The following is a 20,786-nucleotide window of genomic DNA, read 5'->3' as shown; positions in this document are numbered from 1 at the left end:
CGCGGGGCCATGACGCCCCGCGCCGCGCGGCGTCATGGCTGCTTCTGCTGGAACATCCATTCGCGCCAGGGCCTGGCGGTCAGCAGTTCCGGCGCGATGCGGTGATCCATGCCCTGGTAGGTGATGAAGACCGGATGGCCGCCCGCGGCCGCGAGGGCCTTGGCCCAGATCTGGCTGCCCTCGTAGGGATTCTCCTGGTCGGCGGTGCCGTGGATGAGCAGCGTGGGAACGCCCGCCAGCGGCCTGGCGAGCGAGCGCTCCGGCGGCACGCCCGACATGGCGACGATGGCCGCGAAGCGTCCGGGTGACGCGACGGCGGCGTCCAGCGCGGCCGACGCGCCCATCGAGAAGCCGACGGCGTAGATCCGCCTGGCGTCGACCGGATGGTGCCTGGCGATGTCCTCGACCAGCCGCATGACGTCGGGCAGGTCGGCGCCGGCCTTCGAGATCCGCACGCCATGGCCGTCCTTTTCATAGTTGGCGGTGCGCCCCGGCGTCTGCGGCACCAGCACGTAGGCGGGAAAATCGCGGCGCGACTCGGCCGAGCCGAAGGCGCGGGTGAACGCGTTCAGCGGCAGCAGGTTGTCGCTGCCGACGCCGCCTGAACTGTGGAAAATCACCACCAGTGGGTATTTTTTTCCGCTTTCGGGTGCGATGGGCGATACCAGGCGATAGGGCAGCGGCGTCTTGCCGGCGCGGGCGAATTCCGCCGGCGCGAAGGCGTCGATGGAGGCCTGCTTGAGCATTTCCACCGTCTGTAGCTGCGCCGCGGTGGGGGCGTAGGTGACGCTCGATGCCTGCACGCCGCCTTGCGCGGCACAGGCGTGGCCGGCGCTCAGGCCCAGGGCCGCGGCAAGCATGGCGCGCGCGGTGACTGCAGCGATACCGGTCCTGATGGCAGCCTGGTGGCCAGGTGCAGCTGGGGTAACGGCCGGGGCAACGGGGCGGCAAGCTTGCGCGAGGCACGAAACTTGAATGCGGCTGGGGGGCATGTCAGATTCTCCGCGGGGGCGTGGTGGGCGAAGATTCTAAGAGGGCGGACCGTGCGGGTATGCGGGAAAAATGTGGGGATTATGTGGAAATGTGTGAAGGCCGTGCCCGTCACGGCCAGAGACAGAGGTGGCTGCCAGAGGGGGGATCCGGCGATCCAATGAAAAAAGGCCTTCACTTGCGTGAAGGCCTTTTTGAATTCTCTGGTGGCGCATCCCTGATTCGAACAGGGGACCTGCGGATTATGATTCCGTCGCTCTAACCGGCTGAGCTAATGCGCCATCCCTATCGTCGCCGGTTTCAATGAAAGCCAAGCAACGAAGAACGAAATTCTAGCACGGAAAATTTTAGGATTGCAAGTAGGGGGCGGGCTTTTTTGTTTGGGCCCGCGTGCCGTCCCGCGCAGGCCCCCCTGACGCGCCCTCAGGCATCCCGCGCCAGGCGGATGCCGGAGAACTGCCAACGCGCTTCCGGCGGGAAGAAATTACGGTAGCTTGGCCGGATGTGGCCGCGCGGCGTGGCGCAGGAGCCGCCGCGCAGCACGTACTGATTGCACATGAACTTGCCGTTGTACTCGCCCACCGCGCCGCCATCGGGCTTGAAGCCCGGGTAGGCATCGTAGGCGCTGGCGGTCCATTCCCAGGCATCGCCGAACAGCTGCGCCGGGCCGCCGCTGCTCAATCGGGCGGGCGCGGGACGCGGATCCAGGTGGCCGTTTTCCAGCAGATTGGCGCGGTTCGACCAGGCGCCGTCGGGCAACTGCCGCGCGGCATGCTCCCACTCGGCCTCGCGCGGCAGGCGCACCCGGGCCCAGCGCGCATAGGCGTCGGCTTCGTAGTAGCTGATGTGCGTGACCGGCGCCTGCAATTCCAGCTCCTGCATGCCGCGCAGCGTGAAGACGCGCCAGTCGTCGCGCTGGCCTTCCCAGTACAGCGGCGCGCGCCAGCCTTCCGCGCAGACCCGTTCCCAGCCCAGCGACAGCCACAGTTCGGGCCGCTTGTAGCCGCCGTCGCGGATGAAGGCCAGGTATTCGTGCTGCGTCACCAGGCGGTCGGCCAGGTGGAAGGGCGCCAGCAGCACGTCGTGCGCGGGGCCTTCGTTGTCGAAGGCGAAGCCCTGTCCGTCGTGGCCGATGCGGACCACGCCGCCGTTGTAGCGGGTCCAGCCGGCGGGCGTGCCCGGCGGCAGCGCCGGCGAACCCGAGGCCACGTAGGCCGGCTTGAGCGGGTTGGCGGACAACAGGTGCTTGAGGTCGGTCAGGATCAGCTCCTGGTGCTGCTGCTCGTGGTTCAGCCCCAGCTCGAGCAAGGCGTCGAAGGCCGGATCGTTGCCGCCCAGCCGCGCGATCAGGTCGTGCATGGCCTGGTCGACATGCTGGCGATAGCGCATCACGTCGGCCAGCGGCGGCCGCGTCAGCAGGCCGCGCTGCGGCCGAGGGTGCTTGGCGCCGATGGCGTTGTAGTAGGAGTTGAACAGCATCCGGTACTGCGGGTGGAACACGGGGCAGGGCGGATGGAAGTGCGTTAGCAGGAAGGTCTCGAAGAACCAGGTGGTGTGCGCCAGGTGCCATTTGACCGGGCTGCAGTCCGGCATGGACTGCACCTGGCAGTCCTCCGGACTCAACGGGGCGGCCAGCGCCGTGGTGGTGGCGCGCACGGCATCGTACCGGTCGTGCTGGCCGGCCTGTCCGGCGGCGTAGGGGCCGTTGGCCGGGTGGGTCAGCAGGCAGGCAGGTTCCATGGCGATCCTCCAGGGGCGGGTTGAGGGGGCGCGACGTCAGGCACGGGCGCTGAACACCGAGAACCAGCCGCGGGTGTCCGACCAGTGGCGGATGTCGTGGTAGCCCGCGCGTTGCAGCAGCTCGGTAAACGTTTCGGGCGTGAATTTGTACGAATTCTCGGTATGGATGCGCTCTTGCGCGTCGAAGCGCCGCTGGCCGCCGGGCCAGGCCACGGTGACGGGCCGTCGCGCTTCCAGGTGCATCTCGATGCGCGACTGATCGCTGTTGAACAGCGCCACGTGGCGCCAGTCGTCGACGTCGAAGTCGCTGCCCAGCAGGTCGTTGACGTGGCGCAGCAGGTTCAGGTTGAAGGCCGCGGTCAGGTGCAGGGCGTCGTCGTAGGCCGGCTCCAGCACCTGCCTGGGCTTGACGCGGTCGACCCCGACCAGCAGCCCGCCGCCGGCGCATTGGCGCTGGATCCGCCGCAACATGGCCAGCGCGGCGTCCGGGTCGAGATTGCCGATGCTGGAGCCAGGATAGAAGAACAGCCGCTGCTCGGCGCCGATGTCGGCGGGCAGCGCCAGCGCCTGGGAGAAGTCCAGGCCGATGGGCGTGATCCGCAGGTCGGGATACGACAGGCGCAGCCGCCGCGCCGCGGCTTGCAGGTAGTCGGCGGAAATGTCGATGGGGACGTAATGGCGCGGGCGCAGGCTGGCAAACAGCCGCTCGGCCTTGACGCAGTCGCCCGCGCCCAGGTCGATCATGGCCTGCACCGGACCGATGTGGCGCGCGATGTCCTGGCCGTGCCGCGCGAAGATCTCGGCCTCGCAGCGGGTCGGGTAGTACTCCGGCAATTGCGTGATGGCGGTGAACAGCGACGAGCCGAGCGCGTCGTAGAGAAACTTGGGATCGATATGGGCGGGATGATCCAGCAGTCCGTCGCGCAATTCCTGCTGCTCGGCGTTCAGGGGCTGGGGTTGCGGCGCCAGGAACCGCGGGGCGGCGCCGGCGAGCAGGGCGGAGGGAGAGACCATGCGTTCAGTTCCTTTTTGAGGCTGATGAAGCGCATTGCAAAAACACATTGTGGCCGCCAGAGGGGTTCCGGTGTCAAGTTAAGCCACTGAAATGCAATGGACTTTTACGAAATTGGCGGGGGCGGAAAGGCCGTCCGCACACGGGGACGGTACCTATGGCCGTCACCGCGCCTGCCGGGCTCAGCAAGCGCCGCGCCACTGAAATATCGGTTAACGGCTGGTTGCGAAAGCTCGGGCGCGCGGCGGCGGGAATGGCCACAATGGGTTCACGGCCTGGCGGCAAGCCGCAAGGCCCCCCTGAGCAACCCGCGACAAGGAGCGACTATGAATCGAAAGCACCAACGCGCCGAAATGGCCCTGCACCGCGACCGCGTGAACGACAGCCTTCACGAGTTGCTTGCCGGTACGGAAGACCTGTTGCGTTCGACCGCCTCATATACCGGCTCTGAAATCGAGGCGGCGCGCGCGCGCCTGACGCGCCAGCTGGCCGAGGCGCGCGAATCCGCGGGCGACTGGGAAGGCGTGGCGCGCGAGCGCGCCCGCCGCGCCAAGGCCTACGCCGATGAATACGTGCACGAGCACGCCTGGAAATCGGTGGGCGTGGCGACGCTGGTGGGCGTATTGCTGGGCTGCTGCCTGCTGGCCAACCGGCGCTGAGTCCCCGTGCGATGAGGCCGCCTCCGGCCCCGCCGCCGGGCCCGCCCGCGCCGGCGGCGCAGGGGCGGACCGCATGGCGATGCGCCGTGCGCGCGGCCGCGCTGGCCTGTTGCGCGGCCCTGCTGGCCGCCTGCGCCAGCGTGCCCGATGCGCAGGAACGCGCTGCCCGCAAGGCGCAGGCCGGCCTGTCCGCCGATGCGTCGCAGGCCAGCTACCGCCGCGGCCACGACATCGCGGCGGATCCCCGCAATGCCAAGGATGACTTCCTCGCGCGCCACCTGGCCGTCGAGGAAGCGGTCAGCGGCGCGCCGCTGGTGGCCGGCAATCGCGTGCGACTGCTGGCCGATGGCCCGAGCACCTACCAGGCCATGTTGCGCTCGATCGCGCAGGCGCGGCGCTACGTGCACATGGAAACCTATATCTTCGACGATGACGAGGAGGGTGCGCGCTTTGCCGAGGCCCTGATCGCGGCGCGCAACCGCGGCGCCGACGTCGCGTTGATGGTGGACGCGGTCGGCACCCTCAAGACGCCCGATGCGCTGTTCCAGCGCCTGCGCGACGCGGGCGTGCAGGTCGCCGTCTTCAATCCGGTCAGCCCCGTCAGCGGCAGCCGCGCCGGCTGGTCGCCGAACCAGCGCAACCACCGCAAGGTCCTGGTGGTGGACGGCAAGGTGGGCTATCTGGGCGGCATCAACGTCAGCGCCGTGTACGCCTCATCGCCCGCCGGCGGCAGCGGCGCGTCGGGCGGCGTGGGCAGCGGACCCGACGCGAAGCGGACCGACGCCCAGGCCGCGCCCTGGCGCGATACGCACCTGCGGATCGAGGGGCCGGCGGTGGCCCAGCTGGAAGCGGTGATCCAGGATGGCTGGCAATCGCAGGCCAAGGAACCCCTGCGCGGCGGCGGCACGGACATCGCGCCGGCCACCGGGCCGACGCGGGTGCGGATCCTGGCCAACCAGCCCGATCGCAGCGACGGCTACACCGTCTACCTGACGCTGATGTCCGCGTTCGAGAGCGCGCAGCGCTCCATCCACATCACCATGGCGTACTTCGTGCCGGACCCCGCCTTCGTCGACGTGCTGGCGGCGGCCGCGCAGCGCGGCGTGGACGTGGTGCTGGTGCTGCCGGGCTTCAGTGATTCCTCGCTGGTGTTCAATGCCGGCCGCTCCCATTACGGCAAGCTGCTCAAGGCGGGCGTGAAGATCCACGAGCGGCGCGACGCGCTGCTGCACGCCAAGACCGCGGTGGTCGACGGCGTCTGGTCCACCGTGGGATCGAGCAACATGGACTGGCGCAGCTTCGCCCTGAACTACGAGGTCAACGCGGTGGTGCTGGGGCCGGAGTTCGCGGCCGAGATGGAGGCGCTGTTCCAGCGCGACGTGGCCGAGTCGGTGCGCATCACGCCCGAGGCCTGGCGGGCCCGGGGCGTGGATGACCGCTTCATGGAGTTCTTCTCGCGCATGTTCGAGCGCTGGCTGTAGGCCGGGCGACGCGTGCCGCGGCGGCCCATCCCGCGCTCAGGCCGGCGTGCCCTGGGGCGGATGCGCCATGACGTATTCCTGCGCCAGCGCGGTGCTGATGTCGTGGGTCGGCTGGAACGAGTCGGCGCGCGCCATCGACCAGCCGGCGCGGAACACCTGGTGGCGGAACTCGCCGCGCAGCAGTTCGCCCGGCGCCAGTTCCGGGAACAGCGCCGACAGCAGCCGGATCTCGCTGGACGAGATGCGGCGCGCGATATGGTGCGGGCGCAACTGGTTCGGATGCGTCAGGCCGGCGGCGGCCAGCAGTTCGGCCAGCGCGTGCAGCGTGTTCTTGTGGAAGTTGGCCACGCGCTGGGCCTTGTCCGGCACCACCAGGGCGCGCTGGCGCAGCGGATCCTGGGTGGTGACGCCGGTGGGGCATTTGCCGGTGTGGCAGGCCTGGGCCTGGATGCAGCCGATGGCGAACATGAAGCCGCGCGCGGCGTTGCACCAGTCGGCGCCCATGGCCATGACGCGGGCCATGTCGAACGCGGTGATGATCTTGCCCGAGGCGCCCAGCTTGATGCGGTCGCGCAGGTTCACGCCGATCAGCGTGTTGTGCACCAGGCGCAGCGCCTCGCGCAGCGGCGTGCCGACGTGGTCGACGAATTCGACGGGCGCCGCGCCGGTGCCGCCCTCGGCGCCATCGACCACGATGAAGTCGGGCGTGATGCCGGTTTCCAGCATGGCCTTGACGATGGCGAACCATTCCCACGGATGGCCGACGCAGAACTTGAAGCCGACCGGCTTGCCGCCGGACAGCTCGCGCAGGCGGGCGACGAACTTCATCAGGCCGATGGGCGAGTCGAAGGCCGAGTGGCTGGCGGGCGAGTTGCAGTCCTGCCAGGGGGCCACGCCGCGCGCCTCGGCGATCTCGGGCGTGACCTTGCCGGCTGGCAGGATGCCGCCGTGGCCCGGCTTGGCGCCCTGCGACAGCTTGATCTCGATCATCTTCACCTGCGGCGTACAGGCGTTCTTGACGAAGGCCTCCTCGGAGAAGGCGCCGTGCTCGTCGCGGCAGCCGAAGTAGCCCGAGCCGATGTTCCACACCAGGCTGCCGCCCGGCTGGCGATGGTAGCGGCTGATGCCGCCCTCGCCGGTGTCATGGGCGAAGTTGCCCTGGCGCGCGCCTTCGTTCAGCGCCAGCACGGCGTTGGCCGACAGGGCGCCGAAGCTCATGGCCGAGACGTTGAAGGCCGACATCGAATACGGCTGGGTGCAGTCGGGGCCGCCGACCGCCACGCGGAAGTCGGTGTCGCCGATGTGGGTGGGCGACATGGAATGGTTGATCCATTCGTAGCGGTCGCCGTACACGTCTTCCTGGGTGCCGAAGGGCCGCTTGTCGATCTCGCGCTTGGCGCGCTGGTACACGATCGAACGCTGCGCGCGCGAGAACGGCGAGGCCTGCGTGTCATCCTCCAGGAAATACTGGCGGATCTCGGGCCGGATGAATTCGAACAGGAAGCGCAGGTTGCCCAGCACCGGATAGTTGCGGCGGATGGCGTGGCGCGTCTGGATCAGGTCGTACACGCCCAGCAGGCCCAGCAGCACCAGCGGCACGGCGGCCCACAGCCACCAGTACGAGTCCGTGAACACCAGGATGGTGGTCGCGGCGGCGGCCACCAGGGTCAAGATAAAGGCCGTGAAGCGGCCGGCGATCCATTGCATGTCCTGTCTCCGTAGGGCGGAATGCAGCAACCATACACCACGGCGGCTGTAAAACCGGTGAACGGGCAGGCGCGTGCCGGCATGGTGCCGAGATCCCGAACCCGTCCACAAGCCGCGCCAGTGCTGGCGCTGCGGGGCGAGGACGTAAAAAAGCCCCCTTTCGGGGGCCGTTGCTGGAACAGTGTTTCTCAGCAGCTGGATGCCGACGGCGTCTTTTCCACCGCCAGGCCAAAAAGCGGACGCAGCCGCACGCCTAGCGCGCTGCCGGCAAAGGCCGCCGGCAACCACAGCCAGGCATGCAGGCTGCCCGACAGGATGCCGCTGAAGTAGGCGCCGATGTTGCAGCCGAAGGCCAGGCGCGCGCCGTAGCCCAGCAGCAGGCCGCCGATGACCGCGCCGGCCAGCGAGCGAGCGGGCACCTTCCAGACCGGCGCGAACTTGCCGGCGGCGCTGGCCGCGGCCAGCGCGCCCAGCATCAGGCCGATATCCATTACCGTGGTCACGTCCTGGCGCAGCGGCGCGCCGAGCGCGGCCTGCTTGCTCCAGTAGGCCCAGGTGGCCACGTCGCCGCCCATCGCGTCCAGCGCCTTGGCGCCCCACAGCGCGAACGCCGAGGTGATGCCCCAGGGCCGGCCGGCCAGCGCCAGCGTGGCGAAGTTCAGCACCACCAGCGCCACGCCGCCCCAGATCAGCGGCCACGGGCCTTGCAGCAGCGAGGCCGGGCGCGCGGTGCGCGAAGCGAACGAGATCACGTGGCCGTGGCGGCGCTTTTCCAGCACGGTGGCGATCCAGGCGATCAGCGCGAACACCGCCAGGTTGGCGATGATGGCGGGCGCCAAGCCCCAGGTCTTGATGAGCGAGGTCGGCGCCAGCGCGGGCAGGGTCGACCACTAGCCGAAGTTGGCGGTGGCGATGACCGAACCGATGATGAAGAACAGCAGCGTGACCAGCATGCGGGTATTGCCGCCGCCCACCGCGAACAGCGTGCCCGAGGCGCAGCCGCCGCCCAGCTGCATGCCGATGCCGAACAGGAACGCGCCCAGCAGCACCGACACACCCGGGGGCGAGACCAGGCCGTTGACCGGCTGGCCGAACAGCGAGCCTTGCGCCAGGAACGGGAAGAACAGCAGTACGCCGATCGCCAGCATGAACATCTGCGCGCGCAGGCCGGCGCCGCGGCGGTCCGACACGAACACGCGCCAGGCCTGGGTGAAGCCGAACGAGGCGTGGTACAGCGCCACGCCCAGCAGCGCGCCGACGATCCACAGCGCGCCCTGGCGCCAGCTGACGGTCTGGTTCAGGTACAGGGCGCCGGCCAGCACCAGCAGCAGCGCGATCCAGAGCGGCTTGCGGTTGATCTGGATGGGCGGCAGCGCCGAAGGCAGGGGCAGGGCGGAAGTGTTGGTGCTCATGGGAGAGTCCCGGGGATTCGATAAGGGAAAAGCAAACGGGCGCGTCGCCGCACCCGTCATCGTGGATAAAAGTCTAAAGCCGGCGGATCATTTCTCAAAGCATCTATTTGTGCTTCTTTAATAACTAAAAATTATATAAAACTGCGCGGCTCAGGAGATCGGGTGCGCGCTGATCCAGGCCACCAGCAGGCTCACGGTCAGGACCGACAGCACCGTGGACACCAGGATGGCGCGCGAGGTGACGCGGGCATCGCGGCCGTACATCTGGGCCAGCATGAAAGGGCCGGTGCCGATCGGCAGGGCGCTCATCAGCACCGCGGTCCAGGCCCACAGCGGCGGCATGGAAAACACCTGGAACGCCAGCAGCGCGGTCACGGCCGGCTGCAGCAGCAGCTTGCCGGCCACCAGCCGCAGCACGCCCGGCCCCGGGCTGGCGGTCTCGGTCTGCGCCAGGAACAGGCCGATGGTGACCAGCGCGCAGGGGCTGGCGGACGCGCCCAGCAACGACACGTAGCGATCCAGTCCCTCGGGCAGCGCCAGCCCGGTGCCGGCCCACGCCAGGCCCAGCACCGGCGCGGCCAGCAGCGGATTGCGCATCAGTGCGCGGCCGACCTTGACCAGCGTGGCGCCCAGGCCGGGCGCCTGCTGGCGGTCGAATTCGATCAGGGCGATGGCGAAGCCGAACAGCACGCTGGCCGTCATCAGCGTGGTGAACGCGGCCGGCGCCAGGCTTTCGGCGCCGAACAGCGCCAGGCACAGCGGGATGCCCATATAGCCGGCGTTGGCGTAGGCCGCCGCCAGCCCCTCGATGCTGCGGTCCGTCAGCCCGCGCGGGCCGCGCTTGCGCGGCAGGAACGACAGCGCGAATGTGACGGCGATACCGCCGGCGAAGGCGCCGACGAAGCCCCAGTGCGCCATGTGCGCCAGATCCACCTGCGTCATGGCGCGGAACAGCAGCGCCGGCAGCGACAGGTAGACCACGTAGCGGTTCAGCGCGTCGGTGGCGGCCGGCCCCAGGATGCGCCAGCGCGCCGCCAGCCATCCGGTCAGGATCAGCGCGAAGACCGGCAGGGCGGCGGTGATGACGGCATTCATGGCGGCGGGCGAAGTGGGCGCGAAAGGGCGCTCATTCTACTTGCCGCGCCGGCGCGGGCGTGCGCGCCGAGCGCGTCACCAGCAGGATGCCCAGCGCCGCGAGCGCCATGCCGGGCCAGGCCAGCGGCGGGATCGGCTCGTCCAGCACCAGCAGCGCGATGACGGCGGTCGAGGGCGGCACCAGGAAGAACAGCGCCGACACGCGCGACGCTTCGCCGTGGCGCAGCATGGCCAGCAGCAACGTGATGGCGACCAGCGAATTGCCAATCACCAGGTACGCCAGCGATCCGAACAGCGGGCCGGTCCAGTCGATGTGCATCGGCTCCAGCCAGAAGGCCAGCGGCGCCGTGACCGCCAGGCCCACGGCGTATTGGACGGTGTTGGACGTGACGGGGTGGGTCTGCACGCCGAAGCGCTTTTCATACAGCGTGCCGCTGGTGATGCAGAGCAGGGCGGCCACCGCGAACACCAGGCCGAGCGTCGAAGCCAGGTCGACCGAGGCCTTGGCGATGATGACCAGCGCGGCGCCCGACACGCCCAGTCCCAGCCCCGCCCAGCGCCGCGCGTCGACGCGTTCGTGCGCGATCACCGGCGCCAGCAGCCCGATCAGGATGGGCTGCAGCGACGTGATCAGCGCCAGTCCGCCGGCGGACATGCCCTGCTTGAGCGACAGGTAGGTGAAGCAGAAGTAGCCCGCCTGCAGCAGCAGGCCGACCATGGCCAGGTGGCCCCAGGCGCTGGCGCCTCGCGGCAGCGGCGGCCGCAGCGCCAGCAGGAAGGGCGCCAGCAGCGCCACCACACAGGCGTAGCGCAGCGCCAGGAACGTCATCGGGTCGGCATAGGCCAGGCCCACTTTCAGCACCACGAAGCCGCTGGACCACAGCAGCAGGAAAAGCGCGGGCGCGAATTTCAACCAGGCGGGCGTTGCGGCTTGCGGCATGATGGAGGTCAGCTGCGGGTTGGGCCAGCCGCGATGGTACGCCTGTTTCGCCAATGCGCCATCCCTGCGAAAATGCCGGCAAAGGATTCATGTTCAGCGGCGACGCGAAGGAAAACAAATGGCTAGCGAAAAACCGGCGGTACGTATCGCCCTGGGAACCTGGGACCGCCTGCGCGACGACGCGTCGTCGGTGCGCTATGACGTGTTCGTGGTCGAGCAGAACGTGCCGCCCGAGGTCGAGATGGATGACGACGATGCGGTCTCGGTGCACGCCGTGGCCTATGCCGCCGACGGCACGCCGCTCGGCACCGGTCGCCTGCTGCCCGATGGCCACATCGGCCGCATGGCCGTGCACAAGCGCGCGCGCGGCCTGGGCGTGGGCGGCCAGTTGCTCGACGCCCTGATCGGCCAGGGCCACGGCGACGGCCACCGCATGCTGGTGCTGCACGCGCAGACCCACGCCAAGGGCTTCTACGAGGCCCATGGATTCCAGGTGGAAGGCGAGGAGTTCATGGAAGCCGGCATTGCGCACGTCGTCATGACGCGGGTGCTGGCCTAGGCGCGGCAAGCGATCGGCCGGCCGTCGCGGCTGGCCTGCGATGGCTGGTTTGTCATGGCCAGCCAGCCGCGGCGGGCTTGTATCCGGCCCGGAAAAGAAAAAACCCCGGACGCTTTCGCGAACGGGGTTTTTCTTGGCGCATCACGACAGGTACCTCGTGATGTAATAATTGGTGCCCAGGAGAGGACTCGAACCTCCACACCTTGCGGCACATGGACCTGAACCATGCGCGTCTACCAATTCCGCCACCTGGGCGCTGATGTCTTACCTTCCGCGTCGCTTTCCGATTTGCTTGTTGTCTTTCGACTTCTTGCTACCGGCTGCGTTTCGTTTCGTGTTCAACAGCAGAGGAACGAGATTATGCATACTTTTTTGGAAGTGTGCAAGTCATGCAGCATTTTTTTCACTTTTTTTTCGATGCGGCCGGCTTCGCTATAGTGTCGCCCCATGTCACGCCCCCTCTGCCTGCGCTGCAAGCGCCCTGAATCCCACTGTCTGTGCGCCCTGATCCCGGCGTTGACGCCGCGCACCCGCGTGGTGGTATTGCAGCATCCCAGCGAGGCGCGCCACGCGCTGAACACGGCGCGGCTGGCGGTGCTGGGATTGGGCGGCGCGCGGCGCCTGGTGGGCGAGCGTTTCCAATATGAGCAGTGGGCCGAGCCTGGCTATGCGCCGCACGTGCTGTTTCCCGGCGAGGGCGCCGAGGTGCTGGCGCCGGGCTGCGCCGCCGCGACGGGCGCGCCGGTGCAATTGATCGTGCCGGACGGCACCTGGACCCATGCGCGCAAGCTGCTGCACATCAATCCGCAGCTGGCCGCGTTGCCGCGCGTGATGCTGCCGCCCGGCCTGGCCACGCGCTATCGGGTGCGGCACGCGGATATTCCGGGTGCGCTGTCCACCATCGAGGCAGTGACGCACGCGCTCAATGCACTCGAGGCGCCTCGCAATTTCGATGAACTGCTGCGACCCTTCGAGGCATTGATCGATGGCCAGATCGCGGGGATGGGAGCGGATCTGTATGCGCGCCATCACCTGAATCGCAAGGTGCCGTGGCGCTGATTTGGCGCTGAGGTGGCTCTGAAGGTTGTCCCGGCTCGGCAGGCGAAAGGGGAGGTTCCGCCCGAGGCTCGCCGCGGCGCGGGTATTTAGACCGTGTAATTTGGACTGTGTGGAACGAAGCCGCGCGGCGCGGGGCCGCCGCTCACACTGCGCAAAAAAACTGCACGAGCAAAAAGCGCATGAGTAAAAAGCGCACGAGCAAGAAGCACACGAGCAAAAGGCACACGAGCAAAAGGCACACGAGCAAAAGGCACACGAGCAAAAGGCACACGAGCAAAAATCCCGCACAAAGCAAAAACCCCGGAAATCTTGCGATTTCCGGGGTTTTCAACTTTTTTGCCAACGCTGCCTGTTTGATTTCACGGCGACTTCAACATCGTCGCGAACCAAAGCAGCCTCAGCTGAAATTCCGTGGTGCCCAGGAGAGGACTCGAACCTCCACACCTTGCGGCACATGGACCTGAACCATGCGCGTCTACCAATTCCGCCACCTGGGCACTGAGACATTCCAGTCAGAACTTTGTGATACGCTGCCACTTCGATTGCATGAGGTTTTTCTCATGTATTCAAAGCGCAATTGCAAAACCACTTTACAATCCGTCTGACCATTTCTGCTTCAGTGTTCAGCCTTGGGCGAACCACAGAAGCTGCGCATTATATACGGAAAAATTAGCTTTGGCAAAACGATCGAATAACGAATCGAACAACAACAGATCCACTCCGTTGCCGGAAGCGCCGCCAGACTTCGACCCCGATGTCCCGTCCCGTGAAGCCATCCTGAAAGCGCTGCGATCCGCGGGGGCGCCGTTGTCCCCGGTGGAACTGGCCGAGCGCATGGGCGTGGAGCGTCCCGCGACGATGGTGGGATTCGAACGCCGCCTGGGCGCCATGGAGCGCGACGGCCAGCTGATGCCCAACCGCAAGGGCGTGCTGCTGCTGGCCACCAAGCTGGATTTCGTGGCCGGCAAGGTGCTGGGCCACCGTGATGGCTTCGGTTTCCTGTTGCGCGATGACGGCGGTCCGGACCTGTTCCTGTCGCCGCGCGAAATGCTCAAGGTGCTGCATGGCGACCGCGTGCTGGTCAAGCCGTCGGGCGAATACCGCGGCAAGCCGGAAGGCACCATCGTCGAAGTCATCGAGCGCCGCACCAACAAACTGGTGGGCCGCTTCCTGCACGAGCATGGCCTGTCCATCGTGGTGCCGGAAGACCAGCGCATCAAGCACGACATCCTGATCCCGCCCAGCGACACCAACGGTGCCCAGCACGGGCAGGTGGTGGCGGTCGAGATCATGGCGCAGCCCACCCGCCACACGCAGCCGCTGGGCCGCGTTGCCGAGGTGCTGGGCGAGATCGACGATCCCGGCATGGAAATCGAGATCGCGGTGCGCAAGTTCGACGTGCCCGTCGAATTCTCCGAGGGCGCGTGCAAGCAGGCCGCCCGCCTGCCCGACGTCGTCCGCAAGGGCGACCTGAAAGACCGCGTCGACCTGCGCGACGTGCCGCTGATCACCATCGACGGCGAAGACGCGCGCGACTTCGACGACGCCGTCTACTGTGAGGCGGTCGAACTGGGCACGGGCCAGCGCAAGCGTCCGGGCTGGCGCCTGCTGGTGGCCATCGCCGACGTCAGCCACTACGTGCGTCCCGGCGACGCGCTGGACGAAGACGCGCTCGAGCGCGGCACCAGCGTGTACTTCCCGCGCCGCGTCATTCCGATGCTGCCCGAGTCGCTGTCCAACGGCCTGTGTTCGCTGAACCCGGACGTCGACCGCCTGGTGCTGGTGTGCGACATGGTGATCCCGGCCTCGGGCGCCAAGGCCGGCACGGTCACGGCCTACCAGTTCTACAACGCGGTGATGCACTCGCATGCCCGCACCACCTATACCAATATCTGGGCGGCGCTGCAGCAGCCCGGCGGCCCGGCGGCCCACGCCATGCGCGCCGTCATGCCGCAGGTGCAGAGCCTGTACGAGCTTTACCACCTGCTGTCGCAGAGCCGCAAGAAGCGCGGCGCGATCGATTTCGACACGGTCGAGACCAAGATCGTCTGCAATGAGCTGGGCCGCATCGAGCAGATCGTGCCGTCGGTGCGCAACGATGCCCACAAGCTGATCGAAGAATGCATGCTGGCCGCCAACACCTGCGCGGCCGACTTCATGACGCGCAGCAAGCATCCCGGCCTGTACCGCATCCACGAAGGTCCGACGCCCGAGCGCCTGCAGTCGCTGCGCGAATTCCTGCGCACCATGGGCCTGTCGCTGGGCGGGGGCGAGACGCCCACGGCCAAGGACTACGGCGACTTCCTCGACTCCGTGCGCGGCCGTCCCGATTACCAGCTGCTGCAGACCATGTGCCTGCGCTCGATGCAGCAGGCCATCTACAGCCCGGACAACATGGGCCACTTCGGCCTGGCGTATCCCGGCTACAGCCATTTCACCTCGCCGATCCGGCGCTATCCCGACCTGCTCACGCACCGCGTCATCAAGGCCCTGCTGGCCGGCCAGCGCTATGTGCCGAGCCTGGACGACCAGCCGGTCGTCATTGGCCGCACCCAGCGCGAGCACGAACACGCCATCTGGGAAAAGATGGGCCTGGTGCTGTCGGCCAGCGAACGCCGCGCCGATGAAGCCTCGCGCGACGTCGAGGCCTGGCTCAAGTGCTGGTTCGTCAAGGAACGCGTGGGCGAGGACTTCAGCGGCACCGTCACCGGCGTCGCCAGCTTCGGCATCTTCGTCACGCTGGATACGCTGCACGTCGAAGGGCTGGTGCACGTGTCCGAGCTGGGCGGCGAGTACTTCCAGTTCAACGATGCGCTGCACGAGCTGCGCGGCGAGCGTACCGGCATGCGTTACCGCCTGACCGACAAGGTCCAGGTGCAGGTGTCGCGCGTGGACCTGGAGGCGCGCCGCATCGAGTTCCGCCTGGTGCAGGGCACCAGCTTCGACGCCCTGCGCAAGGCGGCCGCGCGCGGCCCGGACGAAGGTCCGCGGCGCGTCAAGAAGGCGGCGGCGCCCAAGCCGGCCGCGCTCAAGGGCCAGACCGCCAAGGAACGGCGCGCCGAAGCCAAGAAGGCCGGCAAGCCGCCCAAGGCCCCGCAGCGCGCCGCGCCGGCCAAGAAGGCGGTGCGCAAGCGCCACTAAGGGGTAACATTGCAGCTATGGCCGGATACGTCCGGCGGCCCGCCCCGCTCTGGGGCGGGCATCCGTCTTTCTAAAGGTATTTGCATTTATGGCGTCGACCCAAGTCCTTGCCGGGTTTCACGCGGTTGTCGCGCGGCTGCGCCACGCGCCCGACTCGATCAAGGAAATCTACGTAGAAGCGTCGCGTCGCGACAAGCGCATGCAGACGTTCATCGAGCAGGTTGAAAAGGCGGGCTGCCGCCTGCATCCGGTCGCCATGGAGCGTCTCGATGGCCTGGCGCGCGGCACCCGCCACCAGGGCGTGGTGGCGCTGGCCGAGGAACGCCAATTGGCGGTGGACGTGGACGAGGTGCTCGACGTGATCGAGGGCCCGCCGCTGCTGCTGATCCTGGACGGCGTGACCGATCCGCACAACCTGGGCGCCTGCCTGCGCACGGCCGATGCCGCCGGCGTGCATGCCGTGATCGCGCCGCGCGATCGCGCGGTCGGGCTCAACAGCACCGTGCAGCGCGTGGCCTGCGGCGCGGCCGACACCGTGCCGTACCTGATGGTCACCAACCTGGCGCGCACCATGCGCGGCCTGAAGGATCGTGGCGTGTGGCTGGTGGGCACCGATGACCAGGCGACCGACAGCATGCACCAGATCGACGCGCGCCAGCCGATGGCCTGGGTCATGGGCGCCGAAGGCGAGGGCATGCGCCGCCTGACGCGCGAAACCTGCGATCAGCTTGTGAACATCCCCATGCTGGGATCGGTCGAGAGCCTGAACGTCAGCGTGGCCAGCGCCGTCTGCCTGTACGAAACCGTGCGCCAGCGCCGCGCCTGAGAACCGTCTTTCCCTTCGCTATCTTCCTTCCCGCGTAGCCCATCATGCACCAGAACGGCTTTACCACCACGATCCTCCATTCCGACCGCCAGCAATCCGTCGAGCACGGAGCGGTGCACAAGCCGATGCATCCCTCGTCGGAATTCGCCTACGCCGATGCGCGCGAACTGGCCGCGGTGTTCCAGGGCAAGCCGGGCTTCACCTACGCCCGCCAGGGCACGCCGACCACCACCGCGCTGGAAGCGAAGATCAACCATATGGAAGCCGGCAAGGGCACGGTGAGCTTCGCCACCGGCATGGCCGCGCTGGCCGCCATCTTCACCACGCTGCTGCGCCGCGGCGACCACCTGGTGTCGAGCCAGTACGTGTTCGGCAACACCAACAGCCTGCTGGGCACGCTGCTGGAGCTGGGCGTGGAGATCACCTTCGTCGACGCGACCGACTCGGCGCAGGTGCGCGCGGCGATCCAGCCCAACACCCGCATGGTGTTCACCGAGACCATCGCCAACCCCGGCACCCAGGTCGCCGACCTGGCGGTCATCGGCGAGATCTGCCGCGAGAAGGGGCTGGTCTATGTCGTGGACAACACCTTGACCTCGCCCTGGATGTTCCGGCCGTCGACGGTGGGCGCGTCGCTGGTGATGAACTCGCTGTCCAAGTACATCGGCGGCCACGGCAACGCGCTGGGCGGCGCGGTCACCGATACCGGCCTGTATGACTGGGCCGACTATTCGAACATCTACGACGCCTACCGCAAGGGTCCGTCGACCGGCTGGGGCCTGACCCAGATCAAGAAGAAGGGCCTGCGCGACATGGGCGGCACGCTCGCGGCCGAACCCGCGCACCGCATTGCCGTCGGCGCCGAGACGCTGGCGCTGCGCATGGCCAAGCATTGCTCCAACGCGCTGGCGCTGGCGCGCTTCCTGGAAGAGCATCGCGGCGTGGCCAAGGTGCATTACCCGGGCCTGGCCAGCCATCCGCAGCACGCGCGCGCCACCGCGCTGTTCGGCGCGCGCTTCGGCGGGCTGCTGGGCGTGGAGCTGGCCGACGGCGTGGACTGCTTCGATTTCCTGAACCGCCTGCGTATCGTGCTGATGGCCACCCACCTGGGCGACACGCGCAGCCTGGCGCTGCCCGCCGCGCACACCATCTATTACGAGATGGGCGCCGAGCGCCGCCAGCAGATGGGCATCGCCGACAGCCTGATCCGGGTGTCGGTGGGCATCGAGGACGAGACTGATCTGCTATTTGACTTCGATCAGGCGCTCAACGGCTGCCTGCAGGGATAATTCGCGGGGCGCCGGCGCGGCGAGCGCCGGCCGCAACCTGGGCAGGAATCCATGCTGATACAGATCGCCGAAGTTTTCACTCCCGATGAGGCGGCGGCCATCCGCCATCGCCTCGATGCCGCCGACTGGGTCGACGGCAAGGTCACGGCGGGTTTCCAGTCCGCCGAGGTCAAGCACAACCGCCAGCTGTCCGAGCAGCATCCGCTGGCGCAGGAGCTGGGCAACCTGATCCTGCAGCGCCTGGCGGGCAACAACCTGTTCATGTCGGCGGCGCTGCCGCGCAAGATCTTTCCGCCGCTGTTCAACCGCTACGAGGGCGGCGAGGCCTTCGGCTATCACGTCGACAACGCCGTGCGCGGCATCACCGGCACCGCCGAGCGCGTGCGCACCGACCTGTCGGCCACGCTGTTCTTCTCCGAGCCCGATTCCTACGACGGCGGCGAGCTCGTCATCGACGACACCTACGGTCCGCGCACGGTCAAGCTGCCCGCCGGCCACATGGTGCTGTATCCGGGCACCAGCCTGCACAAGGTCAATCCGGTGACGCGCGGCGCGCGCGTCAGCTCGTTCTTCTGGATGCAGAGCCTGGTGCGCGAGGACAGCCAGCGCGCCTTGCTGCTCGACATGGACGTCGCCATCCAGCGTTTGAACCAGGACGCGGCGGGTCATCCGTCGATCGTGCAACTCACCGGCATCTATCACAACCTGCTGCGCCGCTGGGCCGACGTGTGAGCGGATTTCAGGGCGTTGCGCCGGTGTCGCGCAAACCCCGAAATGCGCGTTTTTGTTTATTGCGAAAAGGCCTAAAAGCTAGTATTGGTGCGGCTTGTGGTGAGGTTTTCGCTTGACAGCCGCTCTACGCCAAGGCCTAATACACGTCTGCGTCGCTGACGGTTCACGGGCTCGAAAGCCCTTGAAACCTAGGCGGCGCAGCAGTTTAAAAGTTGTGCTTTGCAGCGCAAGAAAAAGTTTATCCACTAGTCTGTTCGTCGTTTGTCGGGTCTACGCGCAAGTCGTGATGTCCAGCATGACAGCCATGATGAACTGCACTCCCGGCAGACTCCATACCTTGTGAGGGGTACACCTGAATGAACAAAACCGAACTCATCGATCACATTGCCAGCAAGGCCGATATCTCCAAGGCTGCCGCCGGTCGTTCGCTTGACGCCCTGATCGGCGCCGTCAAGACCACCCTGAAGAAGGGCGGTACGGTCACCCTGGTGGGCTTCGGCACGTTTGCCGTGTCGGCTCGCGCTGCTCGCACCGGCCGCAATCCGCGCACGGGCGAAACCATCAAGATCAAGAAGGCCAAGGTGCCGAAGTTCCGTCCGGGCAAGGCCCTGAAGGACGCCGTCAACTAATTGACGACAAGGCGGTTGCCGAGGGCGCGGTCCCGGTAATTTGCCGACACATACGCGGTCCGGTATACTCCGGCCCGCGTATTGCTTTTGAGTACCCCGGCTGGCGTTTCACACATCGTTTTTTTCGATGGATCCGCAACCAAGACGGGTGCTTAGCTCAGTTGGTAGAGCGGCGCCCTTACAAGGCGTAGGTCACAGGTTCGACCCCTGTAGCACCCACCATCAAAAGCGATAATGCAAGCGGAAAAACAAGCGGTCAGGAATCTCCTGGGCGCTTTTTTTTCGTCCATTGATCGCGCGGCGATCAGCTTGCCGGTGGTCCGAGATATTGCGGGGCGGGCCCGCCTCAAGGTGGCATGACGCCTGCAATCGCGTCAGCGCGTGCGAAATCAGATCGCGGTTTGCGCGCGATCATGCCGTTTGAATCGACCGCGGGTTAGGCTGGCCTGGCGTTGTCCCGGTGAGCGCCGCGCCTTGACGCGCGTCAGAGTGTTACGCTGTTGCAGACGAAATATGACGTGCGAATCATTCGCATTTAAGCTATGATGTTTGGCTTGTACCGGTCAGCCGGCGCGGCCTGTCGCGCGCCATTTTTTCTGGCTGGCCAGATAAGTCAATGCTCCCTGGCTGATTCATGCCTAGCTTTCAACGTGGTTTGAACTCTTCACCGCCGTCTTCAGTTGGTATACGCCTAGGCGCCGGCCTGGCGGTCGTTGCGCTACATGCCGCAGTGGTCTACGCCATCTACATGGCGCCTGCGACTCGTCCTGAACTGGAGGAACCCGAAGCCATCATGGTGAGCGTGGTGGATGCTCCCATCCCGCAGGTCGCCAAAGCCGATCCCACGCCGGAGGTGCCGCAACCGGTGACGGAAACGCCGCCCGAGCCGCAGCCCGAGATCGAACCGGATCCGGAACCCGAGCCCGAGGTCAAGCCCGAGCCGGAACCCGAACCGGAACCGGTCGTCGAGAAGCCGCCGATGCCGGCGCCCAAACCCAAACCCAAACCGAAACCCAAGCCGCAGCCGAAGCAGGAAGTCAAACCCGAGCCCAAGCAGGAAACGCCGCCGGTCGAGACGCCGCCCGCCGGCGCGGAAGAAGGCGCGAAGACCACGCAGGCGCCGCGGCAGGGACCGCCGCCCGACCAGATCCTGCAGGAATCGCAGATCGAGTTCCTGGGGGCGCGGCCGATGCCCAACTACCCGATGGCCTCGCGCCGCATGCGGGAAGAGGGCCGGGTGGTGGTGCTGGTTGAAATCAATCCGCAGGGACTGGTCGAGCGGGCAACCATCGACGCGTCCTCGGGATTCCCCAGGCTGGACGAGTCGGCGCTCACCGCCGCTCGCAAGGCCCGCATGAAACCCTATACCCGCAATGGCGTGGCCTATCCCGCCAAAGCAAAAATTCCGTTCGATTTCGTAATGAGGAACTGAGATGTCCAACGCAATGCATAGCGCCACCCTGGTGGCGCAGGCGGCCACCAGCCCGGCAGCGGCGCCGGCCGCCGCGGCTCCGG

The 20,786-nt window shown here is 67.2% G+C and carries 16 protein-coding genes, 4 tRNA genes and 1 pseudogene; 11 read left to right on the top strand and 10 right to left on the bottom strand.

What is annotated here, in order from left to right; all coding sequences use genetic code 11:
* Window positions 1–32: 32 nt before the first annotated feature.
* The 4 genes from AOZ53_RS14700 to egtD form a co-directional block, all read right to left on the bottom strand.
* The gene (locus tag AOZ53_RS14700) at window positions 33–860 is read right to left on the bottom strand and encodes a carboxylesterase family protein (RefSeq protein WP_054433270.1); all 828 of its coding nucleotides are present in this window, start codon (window positions 858–860) and stop codon (window positions 33–35) included.
* 334 nt (window positions 861–1,194) lie between these two features.
* Window positions 1,195–1,271 (bottom strand) — tRNA-Met (locus AOZ53_RS14695).
* Between the two features lie 142 nt (window positions 1,272–1,413).
* Window positions 1,414–2,730, bottom strand: coding sequence for an ergothioneine biosynthesis protein EgtB (gene egtB / locus AOZ53_RS14690; protein WP_054433271.1), 1,317 nt, complete (start codon window positions 2,728–2,730; stop codon window positions 1,414–1,416).
* Between the two features lie 36 nt (window positions 2,731–2,766).
* Window positions 2,767–3,744: an L-histidine N(alpha)-methyltransferase gene (gene egtD, locus AOZ53_RS14685; RefSeq protein WP_054433272.1), complete on the bottom strand. Its 978-nt coding sequence runs from the start codon at window positions 3,742–3,744 to the stop codon at window positions 2,767–2,769.
* Window positions 3,745–4,068: 324 nt separating this feature from the next.
* Here egtD and AOZ53_RS14680 point away from each other — a divergent pair, with 324 nt between their 5' ends.
* Together AOZ53_RS14680 and AOZ53_RS14675 are read left to right on the top strand one after the other, a co-directional pair.
* Window positions 4,069–4,401, top strand: a complete 333-nt coding sequence (locus tag AOZ53_RS14680; RefSeq protein ID WP_054433273.1) for an ElaB/YgaM/YqjD family protein — start codon at window positions 4,069–4,071, stop codon at window positions 4,399–4,401.
* 11 nt (window positions 4,402–4,412) lie between these two features.
* Window positions 4,413–5,882, top strand: a complete 1,470-nt coding sequence (locus AOZ53_RS14675) for a phospholipase D-like domain-containing protein (RefSeq protein ID WP_369816827.1) — start codon at window positions 4,413–4,415, stop codon at window positions 5,880–5,882.
* Between the two features lie 36 nt (window positions 5,883–5,918).
* Here the strand turns inward: AOZ53_RS14675 and AOZ53_RS14670 are convergent, their stop codons facing one another.
* The 4 genes and pseudogenes from AOZ53_RS14670 to AOZ53_RS14655 form a co-directional block, all read right to left on the bottom strand.
* On the bottom strand, window positions 5,919–7,589 hold the full coding sequence (locus AOZ53_RS14670) for an FMN-binding glutamate synthase family protein (protein ID WP_054433274.1): 1,671 nt from the start codon (window positions 7,587–7,589) through the stop codon (window positions 5,919–5,921).
* Window positions 7,590–7,777: 188 nt separating this feature from the next.
* A pseudogene (locus AOZ53_RS14665) lies at window positions 7,778–9,001 on the bottom strand (YeeE/YedE family protein).
* A 150-nt stretch (window positions 9,002–9,151) separates the two neighbouring features.
* The gene (locus AOZ53_RS14660) at window positions 9,152–10,096 is read right to left on the bottom strand and encodes an AEC family transporter (RefSeq protein WP_054433276.1); all 945 of its coding nucleotides are present in this window, start codon (window positions 10,094–10,096) and stop codon (window positions 9,152–9,154) included.
* 31 nt (window positions 10,097–10,127) lie between these two features.
* Window positions 10,128–11,036 carry a DMT family transporter gene (locus tag AOZ53_RS14655; RefSeq protein WP_054474077.1) on the bottom strand — a complete coding sequence of 303 codons (909 nt, stop codon included), beginning with the start codon at window positions 11,034–11,036 and terminating at the stop codon, window positions 10,128–10,130.
* A 118-nt stretch (window positions 11,037–11,154) separates the two neighbouring features.
* Between AOZ53_RS14655 and AOZ53_RS14650 the strand changes: the two genes are divergently transcribed.
* Window positions 11,155–11,595, top strand: a complete 441-nt coding sequence (locus AOZ53_RS14650) for a GNAT family N-acetyltransferase (RefSeq protein WP_054474024.1) — start codon at window positions 11,155–11,157, stop codon at window positions 11,593–11,595.
* A 170-nt stretch (window positions 11,596–11,765) separates the two neighbouring features.
* On the opposite strand, the gene AOZ53_RS14645 is transcribed toward AOZ53_RS14650, so the two are convergent.
* Window positions 11,766–11,850, bottom strand: a tRNA-Leu gene (locus AOZ53_RS14645).
* 192 nt (window positions 11,851–12,042) lie between these two features.
* Here AOZ53_RS14645 and AOZ53_RS14640 point away from each other — a divergent pair.
* Window positions 12,043–12,654 carry a tRNA-uridine aminocarboxypropyltransferase gene (locus AOZ53_RS14640; RefSeq protein ID WP_054488315.1) on the top strand — a complete coding sequence of 204 codons (612 nt, stop codon included), beginning with the start codon at window positions 12,043–12,045 and terminating at the stop codon, window positions 12,652–12,654.
* 412 nt (window positions 12,655–13,066) lie between these two features.
* Here AOZ53_RS14640 and AOZ53_RS14635 read toward each other — a convergent pair.
* Window positions 13,067–13,151: transfer RNA gene (locus AOZ53_RS14635), tRNA-Leu, on the bottom strand.
* A 178-nt stretch (window positions 13,152–13,329) separates the two neighbouring features.
* On the opposite strand from AOZ53_RS14635, the gene rnr reads away from it, so the two are divergent.
* The 7 genes from rnr to AOZ53_RS14600 all read left to right on the top strand — a co-directional run bounded on the left by rnr (window position 13,330) and on the right by AOZ53_RS14600 (window position 20,703).
* The gene (gene rnr / locus AOZ53_RS14630; protein ID WP_054488313.1) at window positions 13,330–15,795 is read left to right on the top strand and encodes a ribonuclease R; all 2,466 of its coding nucleotides are present in this window, start codon (window positions 13,330–13,332) and stop codon (window positions 15,793–15,795) included.
* Window positions 15,796–15,883: 88 nt separating this feature from the next.
* On the top strand, window positions 15,884–16,621 hold the full coding sequence (gene rlmB, locus AOZ53_RS14625; protein ID WP_054433280.1) for a 23S rRNA (guanosine(2251)-2'-O)-methyltransferase RlmB: 738 nt from the start codon (window positions 15,884–15,886) through the stop codon (window positions 16,619–16,621).
* A gap of 44 nt (window positions 16,622–16,665) precedes the next feature.
* A complete protein-coding gene (locus tag AOZ53_RS14620) occupies window positions 16,666–17,910 on the top strand; it encodes a cystathionine gamma-synthase family protein (RefSeq protein WP_054488309.1) in 1,245 nt (414 codons plus the stop codon).
* 51 nt (window positions 17,911–17,961) lie between these two features.
* Window positions 17,962–18,642, top strand: a complete 681-nt coding sequence (locus AOZ53_RS14615; RefSeq protein ID WP_054433282.1) for a Fe2+-dependent dioxygenase — start codon at window positions 17,962–17,964, stop codon at window positions 18,640–18,642.
* A gap of 356 nt (window positions 18,643–18,998) precedes the next feature.
* Window positions 18,999–19,271: an HU family DNA-binding protein gene (locus AOZ53_RS14610; protein ID WP_003812968.1), complete on the top strand. Its 273-nt coding sequence runs from the start codon at window positions 18,999–19,001 to the stop codon at window positions 19,269–19,271.
* A 146-nt stretch (window positions 19,272–19,417) separates the two neighbouring features.
* Window positions 19,418–19,493 (top strand) — tRNA-Val (locus AOZ53_RS14605).
* Window positions 19,494–19,905: 412 nt separating this feature from the next.
* Entirely contained in the window at window positions 19,906–20,703 is a 798-nt protein-coding gene (locus tag AOZ53_RS14600) for an energy transducer TonB (protein WP_054488307.1), read from the top strand.
* Window positions 20,704–20,786: the final 83 nt, after the last annotated feature.

Origin of the sequence: Achromobacter sp. 2789STDY5608621 (assembly GCF_001299375.1) — a bacterium.
Lineage (GTDB): Bacteria > Pseudomonadota > Gammaproteobacteria > Burkholderiales > Burkholderiaceae_B > Achromobacter > Achromobacter insuavis.
The sequence above is the reverse complement of the archived record's forward strand: the minus strand, read 5'-3'. Positions and strand labels throughout refer to the sequence as shown.